Source organism: Algoriphagus taiwanensis, assembly GCF_036245645.1.
GTDB lineage: Bacteria > Bacteroidota > Bacteroidia > Cytophagales > Cyclobacteriaceae > Algoriphagus > Algoriphagus taiwanensis.
In genome coordinates, this window is the sequence record NZ_BTPE01000011.1 from 164,459 (window position 1) to 185,325 (window position 20,867).

A 20,867-nucleotide genomic window follows, 5' to 3' on the forward strand; every position below is an offset into this window, starting at 1 on the left:
ATTTGATCACCTACTAAAAATGAAAAAGAACATGAAAAAATATAATGTATTCCTTTTGTCTTTGGCTTTTGTATTCAGCAGTTGCGAAGACTTCCTGACGGTGGTGCCTGAGACCTCCTTGAGTTCGGCCACCTTTTTCCAGACTGAAGCGGACTTTGTACAGGCTGTCAATGCTGCCTATGCTCCTTTGCGGCCATATTACAACGATCGAGCTTGGCTTTTGGGTGAATTGCACTCCGACAATCTGTATTATGGGAGAAACATCCTCTTTGGTGCCACAGAAAACCATCAGAATCTGGCCGACTTTGCTGTGCCGATATCCGGAGGGACTACCCCAAATGTCCATGTCCTGAATGCATGGAGAAATCTCTACCTGATCATCGCCCGGACCAATCAAGTCTTGGACAGAATAGATGCGGTAGATTTCAATGAAAGCTCCAAGAACAATGTAAGAGGTCAGGCTCTATTCCTGAGAGCATTCTCCTACTTTCACTTGACTCGGTATTTTGGCAAGGTACCTCTTCACCTGAAGCCGGTAGCCACCCGTGAGGAGTCTGCTTTGCCGCTTTCGGAAGAGGCAGAAGTTTTTGCACAGATCATTACCGATTTGACTGAGGCGGTTCCATTGTTGCCACAAAAATCTCAGCAATTGCCAGGCAGAGTCACCCAAGGTTCTGCAAGGACTTTGCTGGCAGACGTTTACATTTATCTTAAGCGTTGGTCGGAAGCCGAGCAGGTATTGGCCCCCGTCATTTCCTCGGGTGAATACATGCTGATGCCGTCTTACGAAATGGCGTTTTCGGAAAGTGTAAATAATAAAAACAACGCGGAGTCTGTCTTTGAGGTCCAATTCAAAGAAGGACCGGAAGGGCTTCAGGGTAATTTCATGTACCAATTTATGCCCAGACCGATTTCCATTACTGAATTGGCTCCGATCATGGGCACCATTAATCCACAAGAACTCGGTGGAGAAGGTCCTGCAGTGCCTACCCCTGACTTGATAGCAGCCTATGAAGAAGGGGATTTGAGAGAAGAAGCCTCCATTGGTTACATTTTCCTCTCGGCCAGTTTCCGAGATGACAAAGTTTATCCTTACATCAAAAAATTCCAGAGCAACCATGTTCAGCATAACAACCATGGGATGAACTGGCCAGTCTATCGCTATGCAGAGGTATTGTTGCTGATGGCAGAGGCTCAAAATGAACAGGGAAAAAGTGGAGAAGCAGTAAATCTTCTCAATCAAGTCCGACAAAGAGCAGGATTGGGAGCTTCCACGGCTTCAGGACAAGCAGGTGTCCGTGAGGCAATTTTCAAAGAGAGGAGGGTGGAACTGGCCTTCGAAAACAAGCGCTGGTTTGATATCATGCGAACAGACCGAATCCAGGAAATCATCGTCCCTTATGGTCAGCGAATCATTTCCAATCCTCTGGATTACTACTATCCACCCGTTCCGGGGTCTGTACCACCAAGCAATGCTTTCACTGTACTGGATAAGTTTTACCCTTATCCATCTCTGGAAGCTGACCTAACGCCGCATTTCTAAGTTGGTTTTCTTCAATTCCAATAGCCCGGTTTCCAAACAAATTCAAAGGGGGTTTGCAATGGAGCCGGGTTATTTTTTGGCAGATATAGCAGGACAGTCAGCAAAGTGATAAATAGTAAATAGCCTTTGTGAATGGCTCCTTTTTCCGTCAAATTATTCCCAATTTGAGAAAAAGTGGCTATCTCATTTGAAAGCAATAAATCCTTAACCCTATGTTTCTAAATCGATTATCCAAAATCTTCATTTTAGTCCTGGGAGTATCGGTTCTTCTTTTTTCCTGTGCAAAAAAAGAAGAATCCCAGCGTCAGCTTACCGGAAATCCCAAGATTGATAAACTCAAACTGCCGGATGGCTTCGTAGCCGAACTGCTCTACAGCCCGGGGGAGCATGATCAAGGCTCTTGGGTGGCAATGACCTTTGATGACAAAGGCCGAATGATCACCTCAGATCAATATGGGTTTCTCTACAGATTAGAGTTGCCACCCCTTGGATCAGATTCTACAGTCAAACCCAAGGTGGAGAAACTAATCGTAGGTAACGTGTCCGAACCTCAAGTGGGTATGGGCTATGCACAGGGCTTGCTGTATGCTTTTAACAGCCTTTATGTCATGGTCAACCACAATCCCAATGAGACCTTCAGTCAGCCTACGGGTTTGTACCGAATTCAGGATTTGGATGGAGATGATCAGTTTGAGACTGTCACCCAAATCCGGGAACTGAAAGGGCAGCAAGGTGAACATGGTCCGCACAGCATGAGAGTGACACCAGATGGAAAAGGCATTTACCTGATTGCAGGCAACCATGTGGATGTGCCAGAGATGAATTCCTATCGCTTGCCTCCGGTTTGGCAGGAGGACAATCTGTTCCCTTTGATCAAAGATCCACGTGGACATGCCAACAATCGAATGGCTCCGGGAGGATGGATTGCAAGAATCAACCCAGAAGGAACCGATTGGGAACTGATTGGAGCTGGCTTTAGAAATGCATTTGACTTCGATTACAATGAAGTGGGGGATATTTTCGCCTACGATGCAGATATGGAGTGGGACTTTGGAATGCCTTGGTACCGACCTACGCGAATCAATCACGTGACCAGTGGAGCGGAGTTTGGCTGGAGAACAGGTAACTCTAAATGGTCTCCAAACTATCCGGATAATCTTCCCGCTGTGTTGAATATTGGCCAGGGTTCTCCTGTGAATGCCATGTTTGGCTACGATGCCAAATTCCCTAGCAAATACAAAAAAGCCCTTTATGCTTTTGATTGGAGCTTTGGGATGATTTACGCCATTCATTTGACTCCAAATGGTGCTACTTACGATGCTACTGCTGAGGAATTCATTTCAGGTTCTCCGCTTCCACTGACAGATGGGGCAATTGGCCCGGATGGGGCTATGTATTTTGCCACAGGAGGAAGAAGATTGGAATCAGACCTATACCGGGTGTATTACACCGGAGAGCTGGACAGCTATACACCAATGACCGAAGCAGACCTTCCTCAGGAAGCTAAAACCCGACGGGAACTGGAAAAATACCACGTCTCAGGGGCTCCAGCAGATGGTTTGGAAAAAGCTTGGGCACAATTGGGTCATGACGACCGATACGTGCAATACGCCGCAAGACTGGTATTGGAACATCAGCCGGTTGCTTCTTGGAAAGATAAGGCGATTGCCGAACCTGATCCCGCCAAAAAAATTCATGCGATTTTGGCCTTGGCCCATCATGCTACTGACGCAGATGCAGCCGCCATGCTTAATAGCTTGATGCAGATCGATTACAAAGGGCTGTCGGCAAAAGACAAGCAGGACTTGCTTCGGACTATCGAAGTGATTCTCTACCGCTATGACAAAGGTGCAGAACCCGTCAAGCAGCAATTGGTGGCCTACTTGGATCCTAATTTCCCTGCTAATGACAACATGCTTGATCGTTCGCTATCTATCCTGATGGTTCATTTGGATGCTCCAAGTGCAGTAGAAAAAACGCTGGCTCTTCTGAAGACAGCCAAGGATGATCCTGATTACCAAAAGACCTTTACCGCTTCCTCAGATTTGATTTTCAGAAATCCCCAATACGGGATGGACATTGCCAATATGCTGGCCAATGTGCCACCTGCCCAAGCTACTTTCTATGCTACCGTTTTGGGAGGAGCAGACAAAGGATGGACCTCCGCTCAGCGGGATGAATACTTTGCTTGGGTGAAAAATGCCCTGACCAACTACAAAGGAGGCCGAAGCTATGTGGGCTTCTTGGACAGGGCAAGAAAGATGGCTTTGGCAACCGTTGAGTCTAGGGATTTTGAAAAGTATGATGAAATGTCCGGTGGGAAATTACTTTCCTCCAGTGGAAATGATATCGTAGAGCCAGGCATCCAGCCAGAAGGTCCTGGAAGAAGATGGACTGTGGAGCAAGCTGAGCCTTTGATGGCAGATTTGAGCGGAAGGGATTTTGTCCGAGGGAAAGCTATGTATGCAGCTACTCTGTGTCAATCCTGCCATACCATGCAGGGTGAAGGTGGCGCGATTGGTCCTGACCTGACTCAGTTGGGTACTCGCTTTTCTCCAAAAGATATCTTGGTGGCAACCATTAATCCATCCGAAACCATCTCCGACCAGTATCATGCGACCGTTTTAGAGCTCAAAGACGGGGGATCGATCGTGGGTAAGCTCAATGATGAGGATGATCAGAACTACTATATCTCCCAAAATCCATTTGCACCCAATGACATTAAAACCATTGCAAAAAGCTCCGTGGTGCTGAAGAAAAATGCCGAGGTATCGATTATGATGCCTGGTCTGATCAACAGACTGAATGAAGAGGAGCTGAAGGACTTGATGGCCTATTTGATTTCCTCAGGCAATCCTGATCACGAAGTATTTCAAAACAAAGCAACAGCACAGAAATGAAAATCAAGTTTATTCCCAAAAAATCTTTTCTGATTCTTTTGGGAGCAGCAGTTGTAGTTTCTCTTGGATTAAGTTCCTACAGACTTGTTAGTCGCTGGGGAGAGGCCGCTTTTCTCCTTGGAAAGGCCTTTAGTTTTGGATATTCGGATCCTAAATCAGCGGATTTTGTTGCCATTTTTGATGGAAAGTCCCTAGAGGGTTGGGAATATGATCCGACCTATTGGAAAGTGAGCGATGGGGCTATTCATGGAGAAACTACAGCGGAAAATCCCCTTAAAGCCAATACTTTCATTATTTGGAAAGGTGGTGAATTGGGTGATTTTGAGCTGAAGATGGATTACTGGATTTCCGAAACCGGAAACTCCGGAGTCCAGTATCGCAGCGATCGATTTACCGAAGTACCTTATGCCTTGAGAGGTTATCAGGCAGACATTGATGGGGGAAATCGCTACACAGGACAGAATTATGAGGAAAGAAAGCGAACTACCTTGGCCTATCGGGGACAGAAAACCCGAATTACTTCCCAACCCGACAGTATCAGTAATCTACGGGACTTTGTTGCGAGAAATGCCTGGCAAGGACTGAATCTGGTTGAGGATTTAGGTGACCGGGCTGAATTGGGCAGTTTGATTAAATCTGGAGACTGGAATTCCATCCACATCGTAGCCAAAGGAAATATCCTGAAGCACTACGTTAATGGTACGCTGATGAGCGAAGTCCACGATGAGGATCAAAAAAACCGGATGATGAAGGGGCTGATGGGAATGCAGATGCATGTGGGTCCTCCGATGACTATTAAGTTTAAGAATATTCAGTTGAAGAAGCTATAAAATAGAGCTTTCATGGAAAAAGGCACAACTGACATAAACTTGGTTGTGCCTTTTATTTTTTTACCAATGGCAAAATTTAATTTGCCCTTTTAGCTATCTTAAAGCCTGTCTATTTTCCCTTACCCATATAGGGCAGGATAGTCTCAGAGTGGCTTTTTAATAGGTTACCTTTTCAATTCACTACCCAAAATGAACCTCGGAAATCCCCAAATCTGGAAAGATAAACTCTCCAATGCCCAGCAAATCGGAGGAATAGAAACCTCCATTCTGGACAATGGGGCTGGAAAAGGAGTTCGGATCGCCTGGGTCAATACCGGAACTGGGCTTCGTTACAAGCTAGTGCTAGACCGGGGAATGGATATTTTGGATGCGTTTTTCAATGAAAACAGCTTGGCTTGGATTTCCCATGCCGGGTTGACAGCTCCACAGCCTTTTTCCAATCAAGGGATCGACTGGTTGAGGACCTTCGGAGGAGGTTTATTGACTACCTGTGGTCTTTCCAATGCCGGTCCGCCCAATACCGATGAAGGAGGTTCCCGTGGTTTGCATGGCAACTATTCCAATACACCCGCAGAATTGATTTCAATCAAGCAGCCGGATATTTTCTCCGGGGATTTGAGTTTTGAAATTGTGGCCAAAGTGCGGGAAACGACCACCTTTGGTCCTAGTCTGGAAATGCACAGAAGCATCTCAGGAACCCTTGGAAATCCAGAAATCCGGATCAAAGATGTGGTAAATAACAGAGGAAACGCACCTGCTCCTCATATGCTTTTGTATCATATCAACTGCGGTTGGCCACTCATTGATGAGGGCACGAGGATCGTCTGGAAAGGAGAAAAGAAACCCAAAGCTACGGACGCGAATAATACCGATTTCAACCGGAAATATGAGTTTACCCGATGTGCGGCCCCGATGGATGCGCATGCCGGATTTGGAGAAGATGTGGCATTTATTGATCCTAAAGCAGATTCCCAAGATCAGGTGATTTGTGGCTATGCCAATGACCAATTAGGCTTAGCCTTGAAGATTTCCTTTTCCAAAAAACAGATGCCTTGGTTGATCAATTGGCAGCATTGGGGAAGAAATGAATATGTCACAGCTTTGGAACCGGCTACACATCCGCCGATTGGTCAGGCTGCTGCCCGAGAAAACGGAACCTTGATTTTACTTGAACCCGGAGAAAGCCGAACTTATGATCTTAGATTGGAAGTATTGACAGGCCAAAAAGTAAAGGAGTTTAAAGTTTAAAATTAAAAATGATGAATAGGGAAAGAGGGGTTAATTTTTCAATTTTCCAATCTTTCAATTTTCCAATAAAAATCAACTCAATAACCTAATAACCAATACGATGAGTTTAGCCAAGAAGGCCCTAGAACAGGGCGAAGGAATACTAAGATTAACCCCAACTTGGGTACCGAGATCCTTTTGTGTACCCGGAAGAAGAATCAAGCTTCATCCAGATGATTACTATGCATTGGGAGGAAATCGTGGAGGGATCGACGAGCGATGGTTTGCTTCCACTACCCCTGCTCAAAATGGCCCCCTGACCTCCAAAAATGAAGGATTGAGCCATGTGGCTTTCGAAGAGGGAGGAAAAACGGAGCTCTTTCTTCTTAAAGATGCCATCGATGAATTAGGTGCGCAGATTATCGGGTCAAGGCTTTGGAATAAATACAAGTCCTGGCCGATGTATTCCAAATTCTTTGACAACATGGGCCCCTTACCTCACCATATCCACCCGAGTGATGAGTTTGGCGCATTGACCGGACAAAATGGGAAACCCGAGGCCTATTATTTTCCTCCTCAGGTCAATAATCATGGAGGGGATTTTCCCTATACCTTCTTTGGGATCGCTCCGGGGACAACCAAGGACATCATTTTGGATTGTCTGAAAAACTTCAGTAAAGGAGATAACAAAATCACCAACTACTCTCAGGCTTTCCGATTGCAGCCGGGTACGGGTTGGGATGTGCCTCCGGGAATGCTTCATGCGCCGGGTTCACTCTGCACCTACGAGCCGCAAAAAGCTTCTGATATCTTCGCCATGTACCAAAGTCTGGTCAATGAGGCGATTATTCCGGAAGAATTGCTTTGGAATGCCACTCCGAAAAACCGATGGGGGGATTATGAGCTCCTAGTGGAAATGATCGATTGGGACTTGAATGTTAACCCCAACCTGATGGATAATCACTACATGGAGCCCAAGCCAGTTCATGCTGTGGAGGAAATGCATGCTGCAGGGTACCATGAAAATTGGATTTGCTATCGGTCCCGAGATTATAGTGCCAAAGAGCTGACGGTCTATCCAGGCCAGACTGTGGTGATTAAGGACAATGCTGCCTATGGATTTATTATGATGCAAGGCTATGGCAAAATGGGCGTTTGGGATATCGAGACTCCCGCCTTGATTCGATTTGGTCAATTGACCCATGATGAATACTTCGTGTCTGAAGACGCTGCCAAAGCAGGGGTAAAAATCACCAACCTTTCCAAAACTGATCCAATCGTAATGCTGAAGCATTTCGGTCCGGATAATCCGGATCTTGTGGTAATGTAAACCTTAATGGATTACATCCTGCTTCTAGCCTTTACTCGAAGCAATTTTCAAATATTTCAATATTTCAATTTTCAAATCCCAAATAACCATGAACAACTTTCCTAAACTCCACAACGCGACTTGGCCGGGATTGGTGGGCAAAGGCCCCGATTCCGAGCCGGTGATACCTTTTGATTCTTTGTTAGCTATGACCGCAGCTGCAGAAGTAAACGGGGTAAAATTTGATGGGATCGATGTAGGGCTTTTGGAACCCCATTTTGATCTCAATAATCCCGACGAGCCTAAAAAACTTGCCGATAAAGTAGCCAAACACAACCTCAACGTAGGCTCCTTGGTAGCACCTATCTGGGCCGGTTCGGCTATGGGAACGGCTGAGCAGAGAAAGACTTTTGTGGAAATGGTCCGCAAATCCTGTGAATTTGGCCAAAAGCTCAAGGATTTGGGCGTTCGCCATTACGGAATTGTCCGGATAGATTCTGCGGCAGGGGTTTCTGATTGGGCCAAAGATCCGGTGGGAAACACCAAGCTGATCGCAGAGACTTTCCGAGAGGCCTGTGATGTGGCGGCAGGATTTGGAGAAAGATTGGCAGCAGAGGGAGAAATCTGCTGGGGAGCTATGCATAGCTGGAAGCATATGGTAGAGCTTCTGGAAATGGTGGATCGGCCTAATATCGGTTTCCAGGCGGATATGTCCCATACCTTCCTGTACACCATGGGCTACAATGCTCCAGAGCATAGAATCCTGTCTGCTGATGCAGACATCAAGGATAGAGAGGCGGTAAAATCCGCTTTGAAAGTGGTGACTAACGCCCTTCGCCCTTGGACCATTGATTTCCATGTGGCACAAAACGATGGCTCTGTTTTCGGCTCAGGATCTCATGACAAGACGGGCCGTCACTGTCAGGCTACCGACCCAAATGGTGTTTTGGATATTGCCCATGATGCAGGGTATTGGCTAAGAGATGAAAATGGCAACCTAACCAAAGCCTTCCAGCATATCTGTTGGGATGGGTGTATGTTCCCTAATGCTGTGATGGAAAAGCAGCAAACATGGAATGATATCCTTGCTGCAATGGTCAAAGTCCGAGAAGCACATGGATGGTAAGGATGAAGTTGTAAGGCAGAAAGCTGAAAAGAATTACGAAGTAAGATTTACGAATTACGAGGGGCTGAGATGAGTCGAAGATTAATTCAAATAATTGGCCACTGGGCTCCATCTAACTTTGTAACCTTTCAACTTTACCACTTTGCAACCTTCCAACGCTAAAAATCTTTCAATTTTCCAATCTTTAAATCTTTCAATCATGAGTAATAAAAAACAAATACGAGTAGGTCTCATTGGCACAGGACTGATGGGCCGAATCCATACCAATGGCTATAAGCGTTTGGCAGACTTTTTCCCCGAATACGAATATGTGCCCGTCCTTCAGGCTTGCTGTTCCAGAAGAGAAGCTAACGCTAAAGCTTTCATGGAGCGATGGGGCTATGCCTCCTATGAGACGGACTGGAAAAAAATCATCGAGCGAGACGATATCGATGCGGTGGATATCTGTACCCCAAATGATACCCATGCTGAAATCGCCATTGCTGCTGCCAAAGCCGGTAAAATGATCCTCTGCGAAAAGCCGCTCGCGAGAACTGTAGCCGAGGCGGAAGGTATGGTCAAAGCGGTGGAAGAAGCAGGCGTTCAAAATACCGTTTGGTACAATTACCGCAGAATTCCGGCCGTGACTTTGGCTAAAAACATTGTAGCTTCTGGCAAGCTGGGTAAGATTTTCCACTACCGAGCCAACTTTCTTCAAGACTGGACGATCAATCCTGATCTCCCTCAAGGAGGAGATGCCCTGTGGAGATTGGATGTGGATGCAGCTGGTTCTGGCGTGACCGGTGATTTGCTGGCCCATTGCATCGATACCGCCATGTGGATCAATGGAGGAATCAAAGACGTCTCTGCTGTCACCGAAACATTCGTCAAAGAGCGAGTTCATCAAGGAACGGGTAAAAAACAAGCCGTGGGGATCGATGATGCATGTATTTTCCATTGCCATTTCGACAATGGCTCCTTGGGACTTTTTGAAGCTACCCGCTACGCCCGAGGACATAAGGCTCTTTACACTTTGGAAATTAACGGCGAACATGCTTCCATCCGGTGGGATTTGCATGACATGAATCGGTTGGAATACTTTGATCACAGCGACGAAGGAAAGGTTCGTGGTTGGAGATCAATCCACATCACGGACGGAGATCATCCGTATATGCATCGTTGGTGGATTCCGGGAACCTCCATTGGCTATGAACATTCCTTTATCCATCAGGTGGCCGACTTTTTCTACAGTTTGCAGTCTGGGGAGCCTTGCCATCCTACATTCCGGGATGCATTTGAGACACAGAAGGTCTGTGAAGCCGTCTTGGACTCTGCTCGCGACAGGGCTTGGAAAGACACTGGGGTGGACTGGGTAGAAAAGGTATAAAAGCTGAAATCAGAAGTCTGAAATTGAAAGCTCAAATCGCAAGATTTGGGCTTTTTTGTTGAGGAGACTTGTATTGATTAGGGAAATTTGAATTCCAAGTTCCTTTCGGCTAACTTGGAATCAACCAAATATTTTATTCAACATGAGAAAATATATTTTCCTGTACTTGGTATGCGCAGTGACCTTATTTTCCTGCCAATCCTCTACCCAAACGGAAGAAATCGCATCAGACTCGACTGCAGTAGATCTTGAAGAAGGAGTTGAAATGATTCCGATCCAAACTCCCAAAGGAGAATTTAGGGTATTTACCAAGAAAGTGGGAGAGAACCCTTCGATGAAGGTGTTGCTTTTGCATGGTGGGCCAGGAATGTCCCATTTGCAGTACGGGAATTTCAAAGATTACCTTCCTCAGGAAGGCATTGAATTTATCTGGTATGATCAGCTGGGTTCGGCCCATTCCGATCAGCCGGAGGATTCTACCCTTTGGACGATTGAGCGGTTTGTGGATGAGGTGGAGCAAGTAAGGAGGGCCTTGGGGCTCAATAAAGACAACTTCTACCTCTTGGGGCAATCTTGGGGTGGAATGCTCTCCATGGAGTATGCTTTCCGGCATCAAGATAATCTGAAGGGATTGATCATCTGCAATATGATGTCAAGTCTGGATGAATATGAAAAATACGCCAAGGAAGTCTTGGGTCCTCAGATGCCTCCGGAGGTTTTTGCGGAGCTGATGGAAATAGAGAAAAACATGGACTTCGAAAATCCCCGGTACATGGAGCTGCTGATGGAGCATCATTACCCACTTCATGTGTTGCGGATGCCTCTGGATCAGTGGCCTGCAGAAATCAATCAGACATTGGAGCAGGTCAACCCCAATGTGTATGTGTACATGCAAGGCTACAGCGAATTTGGGATTACTCCGGGAGCGAGTCTAGAAGGCTGGGATGTGAGGGATCAGTTGAAATCCATCACTGTTCCGACTTTGGTGGTCGGAGGAACCCACGATACCATGGACCCGAAACATATGGAATGGATGTCCAAGGAGGTAGCCAACGGGAGATTTCTACTATGCCCCAATGGGAGTCATTTGAGCCAATACGATGATCCAGAGCACTTTTTCCCCGGTGTAATCCAGTTTATCAAGGATGTGGATTCGGGTAGTTTTGGAAAATAGAATTTCAACCCTCCAAGGGTTTTGATCCCTTGGAGGGTTTGTTTTTACATTTTGAGCTTTAAACTTTTTAGATCCTAAAAAATATCCCCTTTCGGTAAAGAAAATAACACAATCCCCACATGGCAGCAAGAGCTCCAAAGGAGGCAATCAGAAACAAGCCATGTTCCTCGATTCCTAGCCATCCAAAAGCTCCGGTGGTGAAAATACCCACCATTTTATTCATCCATCTGCCCAGGATCTCGGCAAAGAGATAAATGAAAATTGAATTCATTCCAACGACCAGAAAAGGGAAGATTCCTTTTCTTCGATTCTTGATGTCTATCCACCAATAGAAAAATGCGAGGGAAAGCAAGGCCCAACCTCCGGAAGCGAACACAAAGGAAACCGTACTGATGCGCTTGACAATCGGTGTGATTCCTGCCCAATCCAACCCGTAGCCAATCAACAATACTAGGATTCCGGCGATGCAAAAGATTTTGATTTTTTCATGGGAAGACTTTTCAGAAAGAAGCAAATTCCCACAAATCGCTCCCCAAATGGTATGTGCTGCAGTAGGTATGGCGTTGATTGCGACCCAACCCCCATTGTTGATTTTTCCCATAAGCAACTGATCCGTGTAGTTCCCAAAATTGCTTCCATGCTCAAAGGGAACTTCGGGATTGTAAGCGCGATACAGGATTTCGGTCAGGGCCAAAAGAGCAAATGATACTCCCAATTGAATCTTCCATCCTTTTTCCAAAAGGAAATACGTCACCAGAATAGTAAAAGAAAGCTGGGTCAATACATTCCAAAGCTCGAACACCATCTTTCCGGCATAGATGCAATGGAGGCCTGTGCCAAAGAGGAAAAGGATCAAACAGCGCTTCAAAATATGAACGGTCACTTTACTTCTATCCTCTTCCAGTGCGAGTCTCTTGTTGAGAGAAAAGGGCATCGCTACTCCCACTATAAACATGAAGAAGGGCTGGATCAGATCCCAAAATCGTAACCCATTCCATTCGTGGTGAGTGAATTGGATGAAAAAAGAATGTAGAAGATGCCCCTCCGGGAATAATTCCAAAAGTGCATCGTAAACCAAGGCGGCTTCCGCAATGAGTAAAAACATGGTCAATCCTCGATAAACATCCAAGGAGACCAATCTTTGGGTAGGAAGCGGGGACGATACTTTCATAGAGGGAGTTTGGGTGCCTTTTGAAGATAAAAAAATACCTCCAACTCCTTTTAACCTCTTGTAGAATTCTAGGCTAATCTCATTGAGCAATCAGCTGATATACAGCTACAAAATGAGCTGCTGTACCCCCAAGTACAAACACATGCCAGATGGCATGAAAATACAGCCGCTCACTTTTTACATAAAACAATACGCCAAGGGTATAGCTCAGACCGCCTAACCCTATCCAGAAAAGCGTCTCGAATGAAAGTTTTTCCAATAAATCATTGAAAAAGAAAATAGCCAACCAGCCCATCGTCAGGTAGATGACCACAGACAGGGTTTTGAATCTTCCGGTGTAGAAAATTTTGAAAAAAGTACCAACCAATACAGAGCCCCAAATGATGGAAAGGAAAAGGATGGCCTTGTCGGTTTGGAGAATGGCTAAGACCATGGGGGTATAGGAACCAGAAATCAGGAAATAAATCGATACATGGTCCATCACCTGAAGACGGGACTTTTTGATCGGGTCTTTGGCGGCATGGTAGGCAGTAGAGAATCCATAGACCATAACCACACCTATGCTGAAAGCCAAGGTACCGATCAGTGTTTTTCCATCTTGGGGTTGATTGAAAAGGATAATTATCCCGACGATTCCCAAGATCATTCCCAAACCATGAGTCAGGGTATTGGCTTTTTCCTCAGATGGAGTCTGAGGTCTTTTCTCAGGTTTTCCTTTCACTGATCCAAGTTGAGAGTTTTTCCAATGGGTTTGTCATTTCGACTCCACTCACTCCAGGAGCCCACATACAGCTTAGGGATGCCTAAGCCAGCATGTTCCAGTGCCAAAAGAGTATGACAAGCGGATACACCTGAGCCGCAGTGGACGATGATTTGCTCATTGGGAATTTCCTCGAGGATAGGAAGGTATTTTTCTCTCAGTTCTTCAGGAGAAAGGAAATTTCCATCCGAATCCATATTTTCTGTCAAGGGGACATTGACCGCACCGGGAATATGTCCAGCCACTAGGTCGATGGGTTCAAATTCCCCCCGGTATCGTTCTTCACTTCGCACATCGATGATCAGGTGGTCTTTTTCCCAAGCTTTGGCTTGTACCTCTTCCATGGTAGCTGTCATCAGTTTCCACTCATTTCCCGGATAGGGCGTCCCATTTATTCGATGGATCGGTTGTGTACTGATTGGAAATCCTGCCTTGACCGCAGCTTGCATCCCCCCTTCGAGGACCTGCACTTTTTCGTGGCTCAAGGCTCTCATCATCCACCACATCCGTGCAGAAGCATTTGCCCCTTTTTGATCATCGTAGATGACTACGTGGCTAGTAGGATTTATTCCCAAGTCTCCCAAAACCTTGCAAAAATCTTCCGCCTTGGGCAGAGGGTGCCTGCCTCCAAGAGCCAAATCAGCCTTGATATCAGCCAATTCTTTGTCCGGGTCTATGAACTTTGCTCTTTTCAGATGGCCCTTTTCAAAAGTTTGTCGTGGGGAAGCACTGTATCGGGCATCCACCAAAACCAAGTCTGGCTGATCCTGGATTTTTAGTAGACCTTGGGCAGAAATTAAGGGACTGTTCATTTACCGTAGAAGTTGGGAAACTAAATTTAGACATTTCGGAAAACCTGACTCAAAAAAAAATCCCGCTTTGCGGAAAAAGCAGGATTCTTTTAATGAGGTAGGGAAAATCAGAATTGGGATTTGAATTGGTCCATTTTCTGATCTACTTGGGTATCAACAGGGAAAGTAACTTTTACTCCTTCCCAAGCCATGGTGATGTGTGCGACCTTATTATCATTTGCAGAAATGTGATACTGCAGTCTTTCAGTATTTCCACCTCGCTCAGTAGTCGCCTTGAAAGATACGGCATCGTCTTTTGCCACAGCTTCTTCGTCGATTTTGCCATCTTTCATGTAAGCAAAAACAGAAGCGGCTTTGCTGTTTAGGTGAACGGTCCAATCACCGGATTCTGTTGGGGTCATGAAGATGGAATACTTGCCTGCTCTTAGGTTTTTACCTCCTACATTTACTCCTGTGCTGAATTCGATGATAGTTTGGGCATTGGCGCCCGCTCTCCAAGTAACTCCGTATTTTTCAATCTCTCCGAAGATCTTTCTTCCTTTCACAGCAGGAGAAGAGTAATCAATGCTGATTTTGGTAAAGCCTACAACCTGAGAAACAGAAGCAGCTGGGCTAAGCGCAGGCTGCTGAAGCTGGGCCATTGCCGCAAAAGTGGAGCTAATAAATAGCGCAAATGCAAGAAGAAATAGTTTTTGTTTTTTCATTTGAGTTTGGGTTATGTTTTTCTGCTAACCTTTAAAATTAAAGGATGTTTTGAAATAGTCCGAGGTCTTTCCTTTGGGAGAATTTATTTATGCGATTATCCTCAATCAAGCCAGTATTTGGATCATTTGATTTACCGTTTCAGAAAATAGTCCAAATCCAACGGTCCACAGTCCATAGAAGCGGTAAAAGAATTTAATTGGATACGGATAAGAAAAGGGATATACAGATTTATTTATTGGGCTTTTCAAACTTTTGAATGAGTGCTCTCTCGACAGAATAGATCATTCCTCCGGATGCTGCAAATACCCAAATCAATCCAAGAAAAAGGTCCCATTTCCCGGTAGATGGGATAAAAAGGCCCAGCAGCCTCAAAAGCAAACCAATTTTCCCTGCCAAAATCATTTGATCGGCTCCCTTGGTTTGGGCAAAATTCCATGCTTCTTGGCTTTGCATGGACCGACGAGTTCTGAATCCATAAAGCCCATTGATTTCTTCAGGAGGGTAATTTTTCATCATCCCTCCAACCAACAGGAAAATCAATCCTGTGGTCAATGGAATCCAGAATAAGCTACTTTCAAATTGGAGGGAGATCATAATTGAGGTTAAAGACTTCGGGTTTATTTTCTCAAGACCATCACTACCCGTCTATTTTTGGCTTTTCCCTCCTCACTGAGATTGCTAGCAACGGGGCTAAGTTCACCAACACCTTCTGGTTTTATCTGAGATTCTGGTACTTCGTGTTTTTGGATAAGGTATTGGACGGTTGCCTCTGCTCGCCTTTTAGAAAGGGAAAGGTTGTGTTCGGGGTTTCCCGTATTGTCAGTATGCCCTACCAGATAGACTTTGATTTGAGGATTTTCTTTTAGGAAAGTGGCAATTTCTTTTAAGGTGTCTTCAGATTCAGGTCTAAGTGTCGCTTGGTCGGTATCAAAAAGAATCCCATAAAAAGATACTTGACCATCCTCAGCCATCGCCTTGTTAATTTCTTTTGCTGTCCAAGAGACATATTGAGTCATGGTATCTTCCCGGATGAGGGTAACAGAATAATCCCCGCTTCCATCCGAATTAACCTCCATCCAATACTTGTTTCCTGATTTTTCAAAGTAGAAGTAGGCAGCGCTTCCTGAATACAAAAGCTCTCCTCCAAGTTTTTCTACCGCATTTTGGTAATTTTTAAAAATCATCGCTTTGGAAGGGCGATCATCCCAGTTTCCTTGCCAACGGTAATAGGTGACGATTTTTTGACCTTCCTTGGTCTCCTGATTTCGATTGCCCTGAGCATCCAGAAAATTAATGGGGAAGGAGTCAAACTCCCGGTCTTCGCATCCTACCATTTCATGATTTGGTAAGGGAGAAAAGATTTCTTTTTCTTGACAAGGAAGATTGTTTTGTCCAAAAGCAATCCCTGATGTTATGGTAAAAAGAGCGAACAATAGTATTTTCATTGGGAAAAAAAAGAGGGTTGAGTTGATGTATAAAGTTTAAGGCCGACTCCAAAAACAGTCTTTGGAATCGGCCTTTAAATCTATTAAAGAATTGATTTGGAGAATTATTTTTCCTTAAGAATCGATTGAATAAACGCAACACTCTGCGGAATCTGCTCCACAGATCTTGAGCTTTCGTCCTCAATCACCAAATAGGCAGTTCCCTGCTTCTTCGCCTCCCGAATGAGACCTGCGATGTCAATATCTCCTGTACCCAATACCACATTGGTTTCCACATCTCCATGTCCGTCTTCCGATCCGGGGGTTCCTTTTTTCCTATCTTTCAGATGCAGTTGGGGAAATTTGCCCGGATAAGCCTGCATGATTGCCAGTGGATCTCCACCTCCCATTTTCACCCAATACACATCCATATTGAATTTGTAATGGTTTGCATTTTCCAATAGATAATCCATGGGGACTCCATCTCCGGCGTTTTTAAATTCATAACCATGAGGATGGTAGGTAAGGGTGACTCCTTCTTTGGCAAACATCTCTCCGGCTTTATTGAAAAGTGCTGCTGCTTCTTTGGCCAATTCCATACTCAAAGGTCCCTCTGGATGGGGAATCCAATAGCAAGTGGCGAATTTTGCCCCGTATTTTTTGGCTTCTGCGAGGATAGCTTGAGGGTCGGTCTTGAGCTTGTTGTAATCTGCTCCGACTCCTACCACACGGAGATTATTGTCTGCAAGTAATTTTTGGTATTCGGAATCCGACATTCCGTATCCTCCGCCTCCTTCCAGAGCATGAATCCCCCAATCTGCTACCATTTTATGGTATTTTGCTGGGTCAGAAGGGATTTGGTTTCTGAGAGAATACAACTGAAGAGCTATTTCTTGAGCTTTTAGCCCCATAGGACTGAATAGGATAATAAAAATGAATAAGGCTTTGAATTTCATAGGTCATTGGGTTAAAGACACTCTAATCTAGGAAAAACCAAGTTATCCTGCAGGATTCCTTTCTATTTTCCATCATTTTTTCCCTAAATTCAAAAAGTTACTCAGGCTTATGAATTCCCGACGAAGATTTATCCAAAACACCTCCCTTGCAGGACTTGCTATGACCATCCAACCCAATCTCTCACTTTTTGCAGCCCAAGACCAAATACTCGGTCATGGCGATTTCAAATACAAAATTGACCCTACTTGGGGGAATCTGGACCCGGATAAATATCCTGTGGTCAACTGTCACGAAATGGTCATGGATCGAAAAGGTCGGATGATTCTGCTGACTGATGAGGTAAAAAACAATGTCCTTATCTACGACCAAAGCGGAAAGCTCCTGGATTCCTGGACTTTGGGTCTAGATCGTGCACACGGGCTTTCTTTGGTAGATGAAGGAGATGCCGAATACTTATGGGTGGTGGACAACGGAGGTCGTGTGGTCAAAACTACCCTGAATGGAGTAGTTGTATCCGAAGTGGTCTCTCCGATTAAGGAAGGTATTTATGATGAGAAAATGCGTTGGGTACCTACCGAAACTGCCATTGGACACAATGGAGATTTGTATATCGCCGATGGATATGGATCTCAGTACTTTTTGCAGTATGATAAAAACGGCAAGTTTATCCGGAAATTCGGTGGGCCAGGACAGGGAGATGCCCAATTCAGTACAGCTCATGGAATAGCTGTCGATTCCAGAGGAGGCAAAGAGCCCACCTTGCTATGCACTTCCCGAGGCCATAATTCATTCAAGCGATTTACTCTGGATGGGCAATACATCGAGACGATTTTCCTTCCCGGGGCATTTGTTTGTCGTCCTGTCATCCATGGAGAAAATCTCTACGCAGGGGTTTGCTGGTCAAGATTGAGGTATTTGGAGCAAACCGATAATTCGGGATTTGTGACTATTCTGGATCAAAGCAATAAAGTGGTTTCCAATCCTGGAGGAACAGCCCCTGAATACCGAAATGGGGAGTTACAATTGATGGTACAAAAGGAACCGGTATTCAAGCATTGTCATGACGTCTGTATTGATCAGGATGAAAACATTTATGTCTGCCAGTGGAATGCCGGGAAGACTTATCCTATCAAATTGACAAGAGTGTAGAAAGCTGGATTTTGGTTCTTAGTAGGTTCAGTTGGCAGAGGATAAGAGACGGGATACGCAATCGTAGAGTTTAAAAATAAAAATCTGGATAATAACTCCGATAGTTACATGTATTTCGAGTTGAAATAGATTTTATCCTAGCTTTCAGTCTATCGACTAGGACCAGTCGATTAGGGACCTTTCAAAAACCAAAAACACAATAACTAGAAAACCTCACTCCCCACACCATGAAATCCGTCACTGTAGGATGGTTCGAAATTCCGGTTCTGGATATGGACCGGGCCATCGCATTTTACCAAAACGTATTCGATTGTAAACTTGAGAAGCAAGATATGGGAGGCCTGATTATGGCATGGTTTCCTTGGGATGAAAGCCTTGGAGGTGCCGGTGGCAGTCTTGTGTTTCATCAGCAATTTTATCATCCCAGTAGAGAGTCCGGGCCATTGGTTTATTTTTCCTGTGAGGATTGCGCCTTGGAACTGGAAAAAATAAAGGCTGCAGGTGGAGAGGTGATGATTCCCAAAAGGCAGATATCTCCAGAAATCGGATACATGGCAGTATTTTTTGATACAGAGGGTAACAGAATTGCTTTATTTTCTAAGAGTTAGTTCTCAGAACTGCTTAAATTCTTGACATTTATGAAAAAACTATTGGATTAGGAAATTTGAAGTTCACCAAATAGTTTTAGTTTTGAAAATCAAAAATTCATGGGTTGAGAGTATGATTTTTTTTAGATCGGTAGATCAGGCGGGTAATCTATACCAGCTACAAAATCGAATGTCTGAGATATTCGCTTTTTTGGCTGGATTCCTAATGCTGTTTTTAGGAGTTTCCGATTATTTCTTGGGATTAAATCAATTCATTGTTTTGGTCAAAATTGTGTTGGCATTACCCTTTGTCATTGGCTATTATATAATGAGGAAGAAGGGGTATCATGCTCCTATTATGCATGTTTTGACTTTCATAGGATATTTGACCATTATCCTCAATTACTTTCATAACGAAGGCTACATGGGGCCCTCTTTGTATGCTTTTTTTATTTTTGTGGTGGTGACAGCCATTTTTTTTGACGGTTGGCAAAAAGGGTTTTGGCTACTTTTTGGGTTTACCATAGTTAGTTTGCTTTTCTTTGGTGAAATCAGCCAATGGTTTACTGTAGTTCCTCACTATCAAAGTTTGGAGAATCTATTTTGGGACCATTGGATTACTCTTTTATGGACAGGACTCTTTTCTTTTTTGGGTATTCATCTTTTTATCAAAAATTATAGTAACCAAAATCGGTTATTGATTGAGATTCAAGAGGAAAAAAACAGGGCCTTAGAAAAACTTGAAGAACTCAATTCAAAGAAGAATCAACTCTTGGCTCTACTTTCTCATGATTTGAAAAATCCCGTGGGCACTCTAAGTGCCACCTTGGAATTAGTAGACAGGGGAGCGTTTGAAAAGGAAGAATTAGAAAATGTGCTGAACGACCTCAAAGGACAGAGTTTTCATTTGAGCAAGGTCCTAAACAATACCCTCAATTGGGTCATTTCTGAGATGGAAGAAGGGGAAGTGGTCTTAGAAAAGGTGAGTGTTTTTGAGCTTACCAAAGAGATTGGGCTTACCATGGAAGTTCAAGCTCAAAGAAAGAATCAATTGATCCATTACCATTTCATCGGAGAAGACCAGCAAGTAGACCTAGAAGTCAATGAAATAAAAATTATCCTCAAAAACCTCTTGGACAATGCTATAAAGTTCTCTCCGCTAAAGGCAACGATAGAAATCAAATTAATAATCAGTCCGACTGACTTTAGATGGGAAGTGAAAAATGAAGGTCAAGTGATCCCGGAACATGTATCTCATGAATTGTTTGAGTTTAAAGTGAAAAGTACACGGGGAACACAGCTCGAAAAAGGCACGGGTTTGGGGCTTCCCTTGTGTAAAAAAATAGCCGATAAGTTGGAGATGACTTTGGGTTTTGAAAGTTCGGATGGGCAAGCCAACGTCTTTTTTCTTTCCAGAAAGCTTCAGCAAAACCTTAATTCGAACCAAGATAACTTGAAGGCTTTTCGAACCCTCAGTTCCGATAATTAAAAACTTTCTGATTTTAGTCTTGATAAGGCAACGGGGATAAAAAACCCAATATTTGAGCGGGAGATTATACTTTTTAAGTCAGGAGACAATTTTTCTTTTATTTGAAAGCACCAAAATCAGACCTTCTTAGTTAAAAGCATGTGCGATTCTTCTATCATTTGTTTTTCGATCTAATGGTCAAAAATAGTTGGTGAAACACCATCTAATCATCTGATAATAAATTATTTACAAGGGCCTTATTGAAACCAGTTTCAATAAGGTTTTTTTGTTTCATGAAAACTTCAAAAAAAGCGGTGCTGGGCCTGTGGGTTTCTTGACTCAATCAAGTGGGGAAAACA

At 44.3% G+C, this 20,867-nt stretch carries 18 protein-coding genes; 11 read left to right on the forward strand and 7 right to left on the reverse strand.

What is annotated here, in order from left to right:
* Positions 1-31 precede the first annotated feature (31 nt).
* The 8 genes from AAA938_RS15340 (at position 32) to AAA938_RS15375 (ending at position 11,475) form a co-directional block, all read left to right on the forward strand.
* Positions 32-1,543: a RagB/SusD family nutrient uptake outer membrane protein gene (locus AAA938_RS15340; protein ID WP_338229624.1), complete on the forward strand. Its 1,512-nt coding sequence runs from the start codon at positions 32-34 to the stop codon at positions 1,541-1,543.
* 212 nt (positions 1,544-1,755) lie between these two features.
* On the forward strand, positions 1,756-4,443 hold the full coding sequence (locus tag AAA938_RS15345; protein WP_338229625.1) for a c-type cytochrome: 2,688 nt from the start codon (positions 1,756-1,758) through the stop codon (positions 4,441-4,443).
* The gene (locus AAA938_RS15350) at positions 4,440-5,273 is read left to right on the forward strand and encodes a 3-keto-disaccharide hydrolase (protein WP_338229627.1); all 834 of its coding nucleotides are present in this window, start codon (positions 4,440-4,442) and stop codon (positions 5,271-5,273) included. The genes AAA938_RS15345 and AAA938_RS15350 overlap by 4 nt, the downstream gene beginning before the upstream one ends.
* A 189-nt stretch (positions 5,274-5,462) precedes the next feature.
* Positions 5,463-6,521: an aldose 1-epimerase family protein gene (locus AAA938_RS15355; protein WP_338229628.1), complete on the forward strand. Its 1,059-nt coding sequence runs from the start codon at positions 5,463-5,465 to the stop codon at positions 6,519-6,521.
* Between the two features lie 100 nt (positions 6,522-6,621).
* Entirely contained in the window at positions 6,622-7,830 is a 1,209-nt protein-coding gene (locus AAA938_RS15360) for a hypothetical protein (RefSeq protein WP_338229629.1), read from the forward strand.
* Positions 7,831-7,918: 88 nt separating this feature from the next.
* Entirely contained in the window at positions 7,919-8,935 is a 1,017-nt protein-coding gene (locus tag AAA938_RS15365) for a sugar phosphate isomerase/epimerase family protein (RefSeq protein ID WP_338229630.1), read from the forward strand.
* A 199-nt stretch (positions 8,936-9,134) separates the two neighbouring features.
* A complete protein-coding gene (locus tag AAA938_RS15370; protein ID WP_338219825.1) occupies positions 9,135-10,301 on the forward strand; it encodes a Gfo/Idh/MocA family protein in 1,167 nt (388 codons plus the stop codon).
* Between the two features lie 142 nt (positions 10,302-10,443).
* Positions 10,444-11,475 (forward strand): proline iminopeptidase-family hydrolase, encoded by a 1,032-nt coding sequence (locus tag AAA938_RS15375; protein ID WP_338229631.1) that lies wholly within the window; start codon positions 10,444-10,446, stop codon positions 11,473-11,475.
* 67 nt (positions 11,476-11,542) lie between these two features.
* On the opposite strand, the gene AAA938_RS15380 is transcribed toward AAA938_RS15375, so the two are convergent.
* The 7 genes from AAA938_RS15380 to AAA938_RS15410 all read right to left on the reverse strand — a co-directional run bounded on the left by AAA938_RS15380 (position 11,543) and on the right by AAA938_RS15410 (position 17,303).
* Positions 11,543-12,646 carry an acyltransferase family protein gene (locus tag AAA938_RS15380; RefSeq protein WP_338229632.1) on the reverse strand — a complete coding sequence of 368 codons (1,104 nt, stop codon included), beginning with the start codon at positions 12,644-12,646 and terminating at the stop codon, positions 11,543-11,545.
* Positions 12,647-12,725: 79 nt separating this feature from the next.
* Positions 12,726-13,367 carry a PAQR family membrane homeostasis protein TrhA gene (gene trhA, locus AAA938_RS15385; protein WP_338229633.1) on the reverse strand — a complete coding sequence of 214 codons (642 nt, stop codon included), beginning with the start codon at positions 13,365-13,367 and terminating at the stop codon, positions 12,726-12,728.
* A complete protein-coding gene (locus tag AAA938_RS15390; protein ID WP_338229634.1) occupies positions 13,364-14,218 on the reverse strand; it encodes a sulfurtransferase in 855 nt (284 codons plus the stop codon). The genes trhA and AAA938_RS15390 overlap by 4 nt, the downstream gene beginning before the upstream one ends.
* Before the next feature lie 107 nt (positions 14,219-14,325).
* A complete protein-coding gene (locus AAA938_RS15395; protein WP_338229635.1) occupies positions 14,326-14,922 on the reverse strand; it encodes a DUF2911 domain-containing protein in 597 nt (198 codons plus the stop codon).
* A 229-nt stretch (positions 14,923-15,151) separates the two neighbouring features.
* The gene (locus AAA938_RS15400; protein WP_338229636.1) at positions 15,152-15,517 is read right to left on the reverse strand and encodes an SdpI family protein; all 366 of its coding nucleotides are present in this window, start codon (positions 15,515-15,517) and stop codon (positions 15,152-15,154) included.
* A gap of 23 nt (positions 15,518-15,540) precedes the next feature.
* A complete protein-coding gene (locus AAA938_RS15405) occupies positions 15,541-16,368 on the reverse strand; it encodes an OmpA family protein (RefSeq protein WP_338229637.1) in 828 nt (275 codons plus the stop codon).
* A gap of 104 nt (positions 16,369-16,472) precedes the next feature.
* Positions 16,473-17,303, reverse strand: a complete 831-nt coding sequence (locus AAA938_RS15410) for a sugar phosphate isomerase/epimerase family protein (protein WP_338229638.1) — start codon at positions 17,301-17,303, stop codon at positions 16,473-16,475.
* A gap of 109 nt (positions 17,304-17,412) precedes the next feature.
* On the opposite strand from AAA938_RS15410, the gene AAA938_RS15415 reads away from it, so the two are divergent.
* The 3 genes from AAA938_RS15415 (at position 17,413) to AAA938_RS15425 (ending at position 20,529) form a co-directional block, all read left to right on the forward strand.
* Positions 17,413-18,453 (forward strand): 6-bladed beta-propeller, encoded by a 1,041-nt coding sequence (locus tag AAA938_RS15415; RefSeq protein ID WP_338229639.1) that lies wholly within the window; start codon positions 17,413-17,415, stop codon positions 18,451-18,453.
* A gap of 227 nt (positions 18,454-18,680) precedes the next feature.
* On the forward strand, positions 18,681-19,061 hold the full coding sequence (locus tag AAA938_RS15420; RefSeq protein WP_338229640.1) for a VOC family protein: 381 nt from the start codon (positions 18,681-18,683) through the stop codon (positions 19,059-19,061).
* A 112-nt stretch (positions 19,062-19,173) separates the two neighbouring features.
* Positions 19,174-20,529: a sensor histidine kinase gene (locus AAA938_RS15425; RefSeq protein ID WP_338229641.1), complete on the forward strand. Its 1,356-nt coding sequence runs from the start codon at positions 19,174-19,176 to the stop codon at positions 20,527-20,529.
* The last annotated feature ends 338 nt before the right edge of the window (positions 20,530-20,867 follow it).